Annotated in this window: 8 protein-coding genes; 4 read left to right on the top strand and 4 right to left on the bottom strand. The window is 48.5% G+C overall.

The features are described 5' to 3' along the window. Nucleotides 1–3: 3 nt before the first annotated feature. Complete coding sequence (locus METBU_RS0118410; RefSeq protein WP_017842024.1) at nucleotides 4–2,295, bottom strand: TonB-dependent receptor family protein; 2,292 nt, start codon at nucleotides 2,293–2,295, stop codon at nucleotides 4–6. Nucleotides 2,296–2,781: 486 nt separating this feature from the next. Between METBU_RS0118410 and METBU_RS0118405 the strand changes: the two genes are divergently transcribed. Next, the gene (locus tag METBU_RS0118405; RefSeq protein WP_017842023.1) at nucleotides 2,782–3,141 is read left to right on the top strand and encodes a hypothetical protein; all 360 of its coding nucleotides are present in this window, start codon (nucleotides 2,782–2,784) and stop codon (nucleotides 3,139–3,141) included. A 623-nt stretch (nucleotides 3,142–3,764) separates the two neighbouring features. On the opposite strand, the gene METBU_RS0118390 is transcribed toward METBU_RS0118405, so the two are convergent. Then, the gene (locus METBU_RS0118390; protein WP_017842020.1) at nucleotides 3,765–4,973 is read right to left on the bottom strand and encodes a porin; all 1,209 of its coding nucleotides are present in this window, start codon (nucleotides 4,971–4,973) and stop codon (nucleotides 3,765–3,767) included. Nucleotides 4,974–5,920: 947 nt separating this feature from the next. On the opposite strand from METBU_RS0118390, the gene oadA reads away from it, so the two are divergent. Together oadA and METBU_RS0118380 are read left to right on the top strand one after the other, a co-directional pair. Further along, a complete protein-coding gene (gene oadA / locus METBU_RS0118385; RefSeq protein WP_017842019.1) occupies nucleotides 5,921–7,705 on the top strand; it encodes a sodium-extruding oxaloacetate decarboxylase subunit alpha in 1,785 nt (594 codons plus the stop codon). A 476-nt stretch (nucleotides 7,706–8,181) separates the two neighbouring features. Further along, nucleotides 8,182–9,309, top strand: coding sequence for a sodium ion-translocating decarboxylase subunit beta (locus METBU_RS0118380; protein ID WP_017842018.1), 1,128 nt, complete (start codon nucleotides 8,182–8,184; stop codon nucleotides 9,307–9,309). 177 nt (nucleotides 9,310–9,486) lie between these two features. On the opposite strand, the gene METBU_RS0118375 is transcribed toward METBU_RS0118380, so the two are convergent. Then, nucleotides 9,487–10,767, bottom strand: coding sequence for a DEAD/DEAH box helicase (locus METBU_RS0118375; RefSeq protein ID WP_017842017.1), 1,281 nt, complete (start codon nucleotides 10,765–10,767; stop codon nucleotides 9,487–9,489). Nucleotides 10,768–11,522: 755 nt separating this feature from the next. Beyond that, nucleotides 11,523–12,530, bottom strand: a complete 1,008-nt coding sequence (gene moaA / locus METBU_RS0118370) for a GTP 3',8-cyclase MoaA (RefSeq protein WP_017842016.1) — start codon at nucleotides 12,528–12,530, stop codon at nucleotides 11,523–11,525. Nucleotides 12,531–12,823: 293 nt separating this feature from the next. Between moaA and METBU_RS0118365 the strand changes: the two genes are divergently transcribed. Next, nucleotides 12,824–13,798 (top strand): ABC transporter substrate-binding protein, encoded by a 975-nt coding sequence (locus METBU_RS0118365; RefSeq protein ID WP_017842015.1) that lies wholly within the window; start codon nucleotides 12,824–12,826, stop codon nucleotides 13,796–13,798. Nucleotides 13,799–13,807 lie beyond the last annotated feature (9 nt).

Genomic DNA, 13,807 nt, shown 5'->3' with positions numbered 1-13,807 from the left:
AACTTAAATATCGAAGTCTAGCTCGAAACCGCCGTAGGCGAAAATCGGCATGCCGGGGCGGGGGCCGTAGGGCTGCCTCGAAACGTTGTACTCTTCATTATTGGCATTTTGTACGCCGCCGAGCAATTTTATGCCTTTCGTCACCTGGTAATAGGCCGAAACATCGACGATGACATAGTCGTCTGTTTTACCGAAACGCGAATCGGGATTGCCATTGCCGTCTATTTGCAGGGATGTATTGCTCGCGCTGGTATACGTTTCACCGACATAGTTGCCGGTCACGTCGAAACCCCATTTGTCGAAATGAATACCGCTGCCGAAACTGACCGCATATTCGGGGATATAAGGCACGCGATTGCCTTTTTTGCCGAAGCTGAAAATCGATTCGGCGTCGGTCGAGGCCGCATCGTTTAATTGGACGGTATCGGTGTAGGTAAAGGAAACGAAGTAAGGATTACGGAAACCCCAGCCGAAAGCCTGTCCTGCATCGAAATTAAGCGCCAGTTCGACGCCTCGGGTATCGACTTCCCCGAAGTTTTCACCAAAATCAGCTCCGGCACCACCGATACTGTTCACCACGATCAAGTTTTCGAATTGCGTATAGAATCCGATAACTTCGGCAGAAAACGCTCCTTTTGCAAAACGCATTCCCAATTCGTAAGCATTATTCGTTTCGGCCTCTCTTTTGGCTTCTATGTCGGAAGGTCCGGGCGGAGAAAACCCTCGATGAACGCTACCGAATACCATCCATTCATCATTGAATTTATAATCGAGACTTGCTCCGCCAGCATACAAATCGAAGGATGTGGAGACTGTATCGGCCACGGTTCGTTGTCTATCCAAAGGAACGTGCTTCTTATATTCTTGATAAAGATGCTCGTAACGAATACCAGGCGTAAAGCCCCAATTACCGAATTCGATACGATCCTTTAGGAAAAAGGCATAGGCGCGCGTATCGCTTTTAGCATTATTTTGACCACCGGGTAATGTATCCAGCCGGTCACCGAAATTGTTCCCGGTAATCACGCCATTGGCATCTTGAGAATACGTAATTTGATGCTGATGCCTTTTCTCTCCATCTTCGTGATATCGAAAACCGCCGCTTAGCTCATGATGCGTAGCGCCTAAATCGATTCGATAGTTCGCTACCGATTCGACACCTCCAAGGTAATATTCGCGATTGTTGTCCCGGACCCGAAGCCCACAGTTCACACGACCCTTAAGACAATCCAAGCCCAACCCGCCATTTGCGCCTGCCAATGCACTGGCCAAGCCCATATTCCCCGACGCCCCTCCACGAATATCATGCAATTTACTCCAATTCCTTGCGAATTCGCTATAGTAAGCCGTCGTGACGATATCCAAGTCGTCGGTCGGCGAAATGAAATACCGCGCGAAGCCTCTGAAATGCTCGGTCGTGATATTATCGAATCGTGATGCCGCATAGCGCCGATACGGATCGTTTCTAAAATCGGCTTCACTCAAGCCGAGATAAGTTTCGTCGGCATCCATGTTCGAATAACCGAACTTGACCTCGAGCCTTTGGTACATTTCGGTATTCGGCTCCCAGGATAAGCGAATCATCGGTTCAACTTGTGAAAAACCGGTCCTATCACTCCCTTCAAAACCTGTAGTCGAATCGATCGTCTTGAAGCCGTCGGACCGCCGATAAAAACCCTCGACCAGATAACCGAAGCGGCCGAACTCGGTATCATGAGTGTTGCCGACATAACCGTGCGAGCGGACTTCATCGTAACTGCCGTAAATCGTCTTCAGATAAGCCTTGCCGTCTTCGGGAATCGGCGTTGACAGATAGTTCAACACCCCGCCGGTAATATGCGGACCGTATTTGACCTGACTGCCGCCTTTCATAACCTCGATGCCGCTCATACGACCGCCGGCCGGATTAAAATAAGCGGCAGGCGCTGAATAAGGGGCCGGCGCCGTCAACACGCCGTCTTCCATCACAGTAATTTTTGCACTGCGCGTCGTATCGACCCCGCGGAAACTGATGTTAGGAAACAGACCGAAACCGTCCTCTTCGCGGATATTAACGCCGGGGGCCTTACGTAAAATTCGATTGATATCGCTATAGGTTTGATCGCGAATATCGCTAGTATCGATGTAATGTGCCGACGCAGGCATATCCCGAGCCTTGTCAGGGTCGCCGATAATCTTAACCGTATCGAGCACGGTCGGCGGAGCATCCTTATCGACACCTTGCGCCTGAGGCGCTATCCCAAATGATAAACAGGCCAAAGATAACGACCCAATGACGCGTTTCGAATGAAACATAACTCCCCCACAAATGATATTGATTGTTTTATAACCGGAAGCAAGCCGGAATGATTTTTATAGATCAAAAAAATTAGCGAATACAATACAACAAGTGCTAATAGTAATCAATATCATTTGCATAAACATTTAACCCCCCCCTTCCCACCCTCCTTATTTCCATAACACTCACTTTATACTCAAAATTAAGGAATGCTCACAAAATAACTTCTATAAGTAGTAGGCTGTGTGGATATTCAGTGACTCGTTTGACAGGACGCTGAGCCGCCGACACCTGCCAATTGAGCAACCGCCCCTTAAAATGGGGAAGTTATTTACGACCAAATCTTTAAGGCCTGTTTGCGCTCCTTCAATACGAACAAAAATCGCGGAGTCAGCGGCCTAACTTATCTCATGCCCATTCATTAAGAATTGAACTTGTAGGTTGCCCCCGGGTCTCAGCAGTTCTTATAATTTGTGGGAATCTTCAGTTACAGGAAAATATTGATGACAATGAAAAAAATTCTTTTAATTTTTTGTGTTTCGACCATGTTAACGGCTTGCGCTTCTCAACCTACAACGTCCTCTAACTGGGCGCATGCCGTAAAAACAGCGCAAACGCGCGAAGACCATTTGCGTTTGGCCGAACATTACGATGAAGTTGCAAAAACCCTGGAAGCTAATGCAGAAGAAGAACGGCAAATGCTCAGGGAATACAGAGCCCGACCTTGGAAGCAAGGCAAAAGGATTCATGGACTGAAATCGCAAGCCGCCAAGATGACAAGAGACCTAGAAGTAGCAGCCGAAGATAGTCGCAAAATGGCCGAGTTTCACCGACAGATGGCTGAGGAACTTTCTGAATTTTAAGGGGAGTTATACCTTTCACACTTCAAATTTCGGCGATGCTTAAGGAGGCACCAGGGTGCTCGGCAAAGGCTTTGCCTAAATGGACGTATTTACGGCGCCCTTTGACGGCCCCCTGGTTCCGAATTTTGATCTGCGATGGGTATAACAAAAAAACTCACTGGATAGCTTGGGCACTGAAGTGGTTGGCGGATTTTGTTGGATCAAAATCCGCTTTTATCCCCCTATTTAGACTAAAAATAAAGGACCTTACTACTGCCTTTATACTCAAAAAATAGCTAACTTTATGAAGATATGGTGTGTGGCTAGCGAGGATGTCGGCAACACGGACCTCGATAGACACATCCCATGCCTTTTATTCTTAGATGGTTTTTCGATCATAAGGGAGCCACCTCTCTTAACACTAGAAAAAGAATCGAAAGCTCCTTGAACGTATTTATACCTTTCGCACTTCAAATTTCGGCAGTGCCCGAGGAGGCGCCTGGGTGTCCAATAAAGGCTTTGCCAGCATGGAGCTGGCATAGAGACTACATGGACGTATTCACGGCGTCCTTTAGCGGACAACCAGGCGCCAAATTTTGATCTACGACGGGTATAAGTTACCATTTGAGGCCGTTTTCAAAACCCTAGAAACGAATGATCGCATCCGCAGATATCAGCACTTGATCACTGGCCGCACCGGCATCGAATTCATTGGCGCCGGTCACCCAGTCGTACCTGACTTCAGGTCTAATCATTAACCAGGATAACGGAGAATAATTCACGCCCGCGGTAATCGCGAAGTAGTGATTTTTATTGCCCGCGGCAGAAACTTGAGTCCCGTCTTGATCACGGAACCATTCAAAACGAAGACCAGTAGCCAATTGATCATTGACGTCGTAAGTTAAATACTGATTGACGCCATACCACTTGGAATCGCCGCCCCTTTGGTAAACATTGTCTTGCACACCTAAATCGTGCTGCAAGGTATAGTGCAGCTCGTCGGTAAAATCATGATACAACACCACACTATACATTGAACGATGGCGCTCGACTTTAGATCCATCAACCGAGTCGCCCCTTTCCGCAACGACGGTATCGCCCGTAATATAAGAAACCGCCAATGTTGTTTTTTCATCGTCGGTCGTATAAGTCACGCCGCCCAAGAAATTGGCAGGCTGCTGAAAGAATGAATCCCAACCGGAGACCACCCCGCCCGTCAACTCGATGTTACTTGTCAAAGGATAGGACATTAAAACGCCGGTATGCGTAAACGGTTCGCCATATTGCATCGTATAAGCATGCGAAAAGAAGAAGTTATCCGGCGCGGTAACCACCTCATTGCCGATAATCGTATAAAAGTGACCGACCTTAGTCGTCAAACCGTTGCCGATCGGCGCAAACAATTCGGCATACACTTGCGGAAATGCCAGCTTATAAAATCGCGAGGAAGAATCGACGACAAGATTATCGTCGAAATTAGCCTGTGTCGTATAAGCAGCATCCACGCCGTAAACCACATCTGCGCGAAAACCCAAGTCCCACTTATTGCTCTCGGTATCGACCGCTTTTTCGATATAGCCATATAATTGATGCATATGGAATTCGTTCGAACGGTTATTGAATGTTACCGGACCATTAGTCTTGTCGCGCGGATCATGCGGATTACCCGCTATACCGCCCGAAACCCAGCCGCCGAATTTCAAACCCAAATCTCGCATCGGCGCGGTTTTATTGATATCGGAACCCGTTAAACTCTCAATGAGACCTTTATCTTCAGCATGCGCCGCCGATGACATCAGTATCGCGCTTACAAGAGTCAATCGCCAACCATTTTGCTTTTTATTTATGTACATAAGTGTCGCCTTTTTAAGTAGAGTAACTATCGAAAAACATTCTTGTGAATCAGTTATTCGACTAACTTAGATTAATCTTGCTTATTAACTAAAACCCCTAAACCTATTGATTCGCCATGATTTAAGCGTAGCTTTTGTTGCGTTTTACGCAAATTGTAGCATTAAAGATACAACCCAACTTGTCTAATGCAGATAATGTGCCACCATTGAAATACCCTTAACAAACAACATATAAGAAAATAAAACCTCTACCAACATGAAAGCAACCGCTCTTTTCTAGGGCGTATTAATAAACAAAAGCACAATTTAGGTGCGACGATCATTGCGCCATAAGGACTTGCACCGAAGAGATACCTCTTTCAAGCATAACAATCATCTCTCAACCCTATAATAATGAAATAAACCTATGCTATGAAACCGATGCGAAAACGACATACTCCCTTTATACTCAAAAAATGGCTAGCTTTATGAAGGTATGGGGTGTGGCTAGCGAGGATGTCGGCAACAGGGCAGATTTTTGCTCCATGCAAAATCTGCATTCACGCCATCCTTGGCGTTCGATCGCTGCCGTCAAGCCCCCATGAATGGGTTCACGACGGTCCTCGTTAGACACATCCCATACCTTTTATTCTTAGACGGTTTTTCGATCAAAAGGGAGTAAAACCGCAACGCCTAAGCCTCGAATATTCTCATAAACAAGGCCTGCTCATTTTTCCCGCAAAGCAATTCAAGATGATGTTGCCTTGTTTTTTCAATATAATGCACGCCAAACGACTTTAATTTCAGCCCATTTGCATCTGCCGTAGGACTCCGGATACTAACCATACTCGCAGCCAAGCGCCTTTTTTATTCGCAACCGAAGTTAATTGAACGCCCTGGTTAAAACTTAAAGTCGCATCAACTTTTAATGATTTGACCTCCCATAAGGTCCACGGAGAACCCAAGCTATGACAGCAGCCAACACCAAACCTTTAGGAATCACGGAAGTCGTATTACGCGACGCGCACCAGTCGATTCTGGCGACACGCCTTCGCATCGAAGACATGTTGCCGATCTGTGAAAAACTTGACAAAGTCGGCTACTGGTCTTTGGAAACCTGGGGCGGCGCCACATTCGACGCCTGCATCCGTTATTTGGGCGAAGACCCCTGGGAACGCCTTCGCCAACTGAAGGCCGCGATGCCCAACACGCCGCAACAAATGCTGTTTCGCGGCCAAAATATTCTCGGTTATCGGCATTATGCCGACGATGTCGTCGATAAATTCGTCGAACGCTGCGCGGTAAACGGCATCGACGTCTTTCGAATTTTCGACGCGATGAACGATATGCGCAATATCGAGCGCGCGGTAAAAGCGGTACTGGCCACGGACAAACACGCCCAAGGCACCATTTCTTATACGGTCAGTCCGGTACATACGCTCGACATGTGGGTCGATCAAGGCAAACAAATCGAAGACATGGGCGCGCATTCGGTTTGTATCAAGGATATGGCCGGCTTGTTGACGCCCTATGCCGCTTATGAGTTAGTTGGCCGCCTCAAGCAAAGTTTATCGATTCCGGTGCACTTACATTGCCATGCGACGACAGGGCTAAGCGTCGGAACGCTGATTAAAGCCGCGGAAGCCGGAATCGATAATGTCGACACGGCAATTTCCTCGCTTAGCATGACTTACGGACACAGCCCTACCGAAACCATGGTCGCCGCACTTGAGGGTCAAGCGAGAGATACCGGACTCAACATCAAGAAATTAGAAGACATTGCCGCCTATTTCCGAGAAATTCGCAAAAAATACGCACGTTTCGAAGGCAATTTAAAAGGCGTCGACAGCCGCATCCTGACTAGCCAAGTACCCGGCGGAATGCTGACCAACATGGAAAGCCAATTAAAGGAACAAAATGCCGCAGACCGCTTCGATGAGGTCTTGGAAGAAATACCGCGAGTCCGAGAAGACCTAGGCTTCATTCCACTTGTGACACCAACATCGCAAATCGTCGGCACGCAAGCGGTCATCAATGTATTGACCGGCGAGCGCTATAAAACTATCACCAAGGAATCTGCAGGTGTACTGAAAGGCGAATACGGTGCTACGCCGGCTCCGGTTAATGCCGAGCTTCAAGCCAAGGTGCTGGTCGGCGCCAAACCGATCACCTGCCGTCCAGCCGATTTGCTGGAACCCGAAATGGACAAATTAATCGAAGAAGTCCGCGCCAAAGCGAAAGCCGAAGACGTAACATTAGCCGACAATCTCGAAGAAGACGCTCTGATTTATGGCTTATTCGCCCAAATCGGCTGGAAATTCATTAGCCATCGCGGCCAGGCCGAAGCCTTCGAAGCCCCGCCTTCGAACGAACCTGCAGTCCCCGTTCCGACCGTACCGCAAAAAACCGCATGTCAAGCCGAAACCTATAGCGTCAACGTTGACGGCAAAACCTTTAATGTCTCGGTTGCGCCGGGCGGAACAACATTCGACATCAAGCCGGGAATAACACCTGCAGAACCAGCTCAGCCAATCAACTCCGGAGGCGCGATCGTTCAAGCGCCAATGGCGGGAAATATCTTAAAGATCAATGTCAGTATTGGCGGCACGGTAAAAGCCGGCGATGTAGTCGTGATCATGGAGGCCATGAAAATGGAAACCGAAGTTCGCTCCAAAACCAGCGGCACGGTATCTATCGTCCATATCAAGGAAGGTTCCGCAGTGACGGTCGGCGACGCCCTGATTACCTTATAAAGCCACAAGAGCCAGAGATAAACCACCGTTCGTGCCTAGCACTGCCAAAGCATGAACGGTCCTCCCCTTAACATCGCGCCGGCACCTTCCCGAACCCCAACCCCTTCTTTATTAAATAAGGACTAAGGCGCGCCGATGAGGATAAATAAAAGCGCTCTTCAATTTATAATAAAAAAGCCCTAGGGATTTCGTGATAAATAATGTCCAGGAACTATGAGCGTTGTTGAGGGTTCGGTAACTCGCTTGACAGGACGCCGCAAATACGTCCGTGTAGGCTTGACGGCGGCTTTCCCTGCCGCCGACACCTGCCAATCGAGTTACCGAACCCTCCGAAAATAGGGAAGTTATTTACGACCAAATCCTAGGTTAACGAATTCAGTCCATTAGCATTTCCTAATTCCTGGCCTTGTCTCTGCTAATGCGTGATGCACTCAACAACTATTCAGAATAAAAATCAACTTCAATCGAGATCATTTATGGAAAATTTAAATTCGCTCTGGCAAAGCACCGGGATCTACAACATCCAAACCGGCCAGGCTTTTATGATGATGGTAGGTTTTTTACTTCTGTTCCTGGCCATCAAGAAAGGTTTTGAGCCTCTATTACTACTACCGATCGGTTTCGGCGCAGTGCTGAGCAACATACCGATTGCAGACATGGCCGAAGAAGGCGGTCTTTTATACTATTTATATTTCGGCATTAAAACCGGCATATTTCCATTATTGATCTTCATGGGCGTCGGAGCAATGACGGACTTCGGACCGATGCTGGCCAACCCGAAGACCTTATTACTAGGCGCTGCGGCTCAATTCGGTATTTTTTCAACATTATTAGGCGCATTAGCGCTAAACATGGTGCCCGGCCTCGAGTTTTCGCTTAAGGATGCCGCGGCAATTGCCATTATCGGCGGCGCCGACGGGCCTACGGCCATCTATGTTGCTTCGAAGTTAGCCCCTGACCTGCTCGGAGCGATCGCAGTTGCCGCTTATTCCTATATGGCTCTGGTGCCGCTCATCCAACCGCCGATCATGCGCGCATTGACTACGGAAAAAGAGCGCATGATCGAAATGGAGCAGCTCAGAGCCGTCAGTAAATCCGAAAAAATCTTGTTTCCACTGCTGCTATTACTGTTAACTGCCTTGCTTTTGCCCTCGGCCGCGCCCTTGGTAGGCATGTTTTGTTTAGGTAACCTAATGAATACTTGCGGGGCGGTCGACCGTCTGAGCAAGACCGCGCAAAACGAATTGATCAACATCGTCACGATTTTCTTAGGCCTTTCGGTCGGCTCTAAACTGAGCGCCGAAGCATTTCTGAAATTCGAAACACTCGGTATTTTGGGTTTGGGCGCGATCGCTTTTTGCATCGGCACCGCCGCCGGCGTCATCATGGCAAAAATCATGAATAAATTCAGCAAAACACCGGTCAACCCGCTAATAGGCGCGGCCGGTGTATCGGCGGTCCCGATGGCGGCCAGGGTCGCCAATAAGCTAGGTCTTGAAAGCAACCCTCATAACTTCCTGCTGATGCATGCAATGGGACCGAACGTTGCCGGCGTGATCGGCTCCGCCGTCGCGGCCGGGATTTTGTTGAGCTTGGTTGATTAGAAATACGCAGAAGTATACCTTTCGCACTTCAAATTTCGGCATTGCCTCAGGAGGCGCCGGGGTGCTCCGCAAAGGCTTTGATAGCATGGATGCTATCATAGAGCCTACATGGTCGTATTTACGGCGTCCTTTGACGGGCACCCCGGCACCGAAATTTGACAAGCAAAGGGTATATATTCAAGTTTTCCTCAAGCGCTTGCCTTGCTTGTCCCCTCGTTTTTTATTAACGAAAGCCACTCCTCGGTGCGCTTTTTTTCTAACGGGCGGAGCGCTACGCGTAGTGCGTTTATTATCCTTTTTTTCCGCTCCCGACCGATCCTCCAATGAAACGGCTTCGTAACCGGTATCGGCAACGCGCGGTATCGACCGTTTTAATAATTTCTCAATCGCCAAGAGCATCGGCGCTTCCTCGGGGCAAACTAGCGAAATAGCCTCGCCGACCCATCCTGCGCGACCGGTTCTGCCAATACGATGCACATAATCCTCGGCCACGGATGGTAGATCGAAATTAACCACATGCGGCAATTGATCGATATCGAGGCCTCGCGCGGCAATATCGGTCGCCACCAAAACCGCTATTTTCCCGGATTTGAATCCCGCCAAAGCACGCATCCTCGCGCCTTGAGATTTGTCACCGTGCAATACCCCAGTCCGAATACCATCTTTGATTAATTGCTCGGCCAAACGGTCCGCCCCATGCCGGGTTCTAACGAACACCAAGACTTGTCGCCAATTACCGCTACCGATCAGGTAAGATAATAATTCCCGCTTGTATTCGCGCTTAATCGGATAAATACGTTGTTCGACGGTATCGGCATCGATCGTTTGCCGCGGCGCTTCAATTGCGACCGGATCATGCAGTAAGCGCCCTGCCAGGGTTTTTATCTCATTAGAAAAAGTCGCCGAAAATAACAAATTTTGACGCTGTCTAGGCAGCAATGCCAGTATTGCATCGACTTCACGCTTGAAACCCATATCCAGCATTCGGTCGGCTTCATCAAGAACCAATATTTCGACTCGCCCCAAATCGACATTGCCTTGGCGAGCATGGTCTAGCAATCGTCCCGGAGTCGCGACAACAATATCGCAACCGCGCCGCAACTGTTGAGCTTGACCGTTCATGCTCACACCACCGAAAACCACCTCACTAAACAACGCGACATGCTTGCCGTAATCCTTGAAACTTTGATGCACTTGTACTGCCAGTTCGCGAGTCGGCACCAATACCAATGTACGAACCGGCCGAGGTTTTTTGTTAATCGTCTCGCTCAACCGCTGCAGGATCGGTAACGCAAAACCGGCCGTTTTACCGGTTCCGGTTTGCGCGCCGGCCATGACATCGCGTCCGTCAAGAATAAGCGGAATAGCTTTTTGCTGTATCGGCGTAGGCGTTTCATAACCCTGTTCCGCAACTGCTGTTTGGAGTTGGGCAATAAGCCCTAGAGATTCGAATGTCATAATTTTTAGGTGGGGGAAATAAAGTTGCGGGTTAATAAAAATTGGCCCTTTGCCAATTAAAACAGACGGCTCAGACTAATTCACTGGTGGGGGAACACCCATAAGCGCCAAATTAGCGCCTATTCTGTAGTGCTTTTGCGGCATTATTCGTCATGTCGGAATAGATTGCAGATATCCAGATTACATAAATGTGAAGCTTCGCATTGCCATCCATGGCACTGGATTCCGCCAATCCCTGGCGGAATGACGCATTTTTTCTTTATGTTGGCGTCTATTGGCTCGTCACCTTCGCCTCAATGAACGACAATTTTTGGCGCTGTGGGATACATTTGGCGAGAACATAAGAACCCATCTTTCATCTTTCATCTTTCATCTTTCATCTTTCATCTTTCATCTTTCATCTTTCATCTTTCATCTTTCATCTTTCACCTTCGCTGAAAATCTTGGAAACGGAGCGCCAGCGAAGTGAAGATTTTTAGTCCCCGATAGCCGTAGCGCCGGGTGTTTTGCCGGAGTCTGCGCGAATAGCGCAGGCGGAGGCAAAATACAAGGCATCGCGACACGGCGTAAAGCCATTTGTGGGAGTGCTACGGAGCCGCATCGAGTTTACGATGATGTGGCGTAGTGGCACGGACGCAGGGCGAATCGGGGCCGCCGAAGGCAATAATCGCCAAGTAATTTTTCGCTGCTGAAATCGGACGGACCCCATTTCAGCTTTCGCGAAAAATCTTGGCGCGCTTGTCATCTTTCACCTTTCACCCCCCCGTTACATTCATATGTCTGAAAATAACCGGTTGTTCGTTTAGATTGAATTCATGCTTTTCCGGTTTGATTTTCATCGCCTCGACGATCGCATTTTTAAGCGCATCGAGATTCCCCGGATTTGCTCGAATGACTTTTTTTAGATCGACCGAGTGCTCGTTGCCGAGGCACAACAGCAATCGGCCTTCAACGGTCAATCGGACACGATTGCAGGTGCTACAAAAATTGTGGCTATGCGGCGAGATAAACCCGACCTTGGTCGAAGTTCCTGCAACCTGGAAGTATTTCGAAGGCCCACCGGTTTTTTCGGTACTCGCAATCAAATTGAAATGCCGTTCCAAATCGGCTTTAATTTCATCGCTGGAGTAATACGCTTCGGCGCGATCGTGACTGCCGATGACACCGAGCGGCATTTCTTCGATGAAGCTGATATCCAAATCACGGTCGATTGCAAACTGAACCAAATCGGTCGTTTCTTCATGATTACGATTTTTCAAAACGACCGCATTGATTTTGATGCGTTTGAACCGCGCCTGCCTCGCCGCCTCGATACCTCGCAACACCTGATGCAAGTCGCCGGTTCGGGTAATATCCTTGAATTTTTTTGCATCGAGCGTATCCAAGCTGACATTGAGCCTCTTTACGCCGGCCGATTTAATCGCTTGCGCCATCGTCGCCAATTGAGAACCGTTGGAGGTCAGAACCAGTTCATTCAGTCCCGACAAACGCCCCAGATTTTCGAGCAATTGCAATGCGCCTTTGCGCACCAACGGCTCGCCCCCGGTCACACGGATTTTTTTGACGCCCAATTCAGTAAACGCCCGGGCTATCGTATGGATTTCTTCGAGCGTTAAAATTTGCGCACGCGGCAAAAACACCATGTCTTCGGCCATACAATATTGACATCGAAAATCGCAGCGGTCGGTGATTGAAATTCTTACATAATCGACAATTCTGCCGAAGCGGTCGATCAATTGCGTCGTGTTGGATAATGAACTCATAAGTTATATCGGTTGACTAATGTGGCAATATTATCACAATACGGCTCATAGTCTGTTTTAGTGGTTTGCTCTCGACTGCCGGTTCCAGACGCAGTCTACCGCTTACCTCCCTGTAAGCGTCGACTGCCGGTTCCAGACGCAGTCTACCGCTTACCTCCCTGTAAGCGTCGAACAAAATAGCATTGCCATAAAAGCCGAAAACATGACCGCGCGAAGTATAGCCTCCCCATTTCAGAGCCAAAACAAGTTAGAATGTTTCGGTTATTGACTATCGAACAGAAAGGATGACTCCAATGAAAAAACAATTACACTTTTTCTGGCTTGGCTTGTTGTTCTCGCTCAACAGCTTCGCTGCAGAACCCGTTATTATACGTCTGGGTATTTTGGAGTTCGGCACGGCAGCCTGGGAAGTGCAAACCTTACAAAGTGCTAAACTCGACGAATCCGGCAAATTTGAATTGGCTATTCATCCACTGGCCAACCCTGAAGCCGGTAAAATTGCACTGCAATCAGGTGCGGTCGACATTATCGTCTCCGACTGGATATGGGTATCGAAATTGCGCTCGACGGGTGCCGATTATACGTTTTATCCTTACTCAAATGTCTCGGGCGGGCTCGTCGTTACTGAAAACAGCCCGATCAAAACGCTAAACGACCTTAAAGATAAACGCTTAGGTATCGCCGGCGGAGAACTCGACAAAAACGGGTTGCTGATGCAAGCCGCTTTCCAACAACAAGGCAATAGCGAAATCGCTTCATCTATCGAAAAGGTCTACGGCGCTCCACCCTTACTCAATCAGCAAATGCTCAACAACCGCCTTGATGCCGTCATGACATATTGGCATTTTGCCGCCAAACTTGAAGCTCAAGGATATCGCCAAATTATCGACGGTCAAGCGTTGATCAAAACACTAGGAATAGAAGAGGAGGTGCCGGCGCTTGGCTATGTCTTCAAACAAAGCTGGGCCGAGCAACATAAACAAGTACTGACCGGTTTTTTGCAAGCCGCTCGACAAGCCCGCGCATTGCTATGCGAATCGGATGAAGCCTGGCAAAAAATCCTGCCGTTAACGCAAACCGATGATACGCATACTCAAAGCGTACTGCGCAAGCGTTATTGCGAAGGCGCCGTAAAACAGTGGGGTGACCCAGAAAAAAATGCGGCTAACCGCATCTACCGTATTTTGAAAACGGTCAGCCACAACAAACTGACCGGAAAAGACGACAATCTGCAGCCAGGTACTTTTTGGGCCATCGACCAAGAATAATGCTCGGAT

The organism is Methylotuvimicrobium buryatense 5G, assembly GCF_000341735.1.
Classification (GTDB): Bacteria; Pseudomonadota; Gammaproteobacteria; order Methylococcales; family Methylomonadaceae; genus Methylotuvimicrobium; species Methylotuvimicrobium buryatense.
This window is presented reverse-complemented; position numbering and strand designations above follow the sequence as displayed.

What these genes read in the sequence shown, in the direction of transcription:
- METBU_RS0118375 (WP_017842017.1), bottom strand. Translation starts at nt 10,767, where the DNA reads ATGACATTCGAATCTCTAGGGCTTATTGCCCAACTCCAAACAGCAGTT.
- moaA (WP_017842016.1), bottom strand. Translation starts at nt 12,530, where the DNA reads ATGAGTTCATTATCCAACACGACGCAATTGATCGACCGCTTCGGCAGA.
- METBU_RS0118365 (WP_017842015.1), top strand. Translation starts at nt 12,824, where the DNA reads ATGAAAAAACAATTACACTTTTTCTGGCTTGGCTTGTTGTTCTCGCTC.
- METBU_RS0118410 (WP_017842024.1), bottom strand. Translation starts at nt 2,295, where the DNA reads ATGTTTCATTCGAAACGCGTCATTGGGTCGTTATCTTTGGCCTGTTTA.
- METBU_RS0118390 (WP_017842020.1), bottom strand. Translation starts at nt 4,973, where the DNA reads ATGTACATAAATAAAAAGCAAAATGGTTGGCGATTGACTCTTGTAAGC.
- oadA (WP_017842019.1), top strand. Translation starts at nt 5,921, where the DNA reads ATGACAGCAGCCAACACCAAACCTTTAGGAATCACGGAAGTCGTATTA.
- METBU_RS0118405 (WP_017842023.1), top strand. Translation starts at nt 2,782, where the DNA reads ATGACAATGAAAAAAATTCTTTTAATTTTTTGTGTTTCGACCATGTTA.
- METBU_RS0118380 (WP_017842018.1), top strand. Translation starts at nt 8,182, where the DNA reads ATGGAAAATTTAAATTCGCTCTGGCAAAGCACCGGGATCTACAACATC.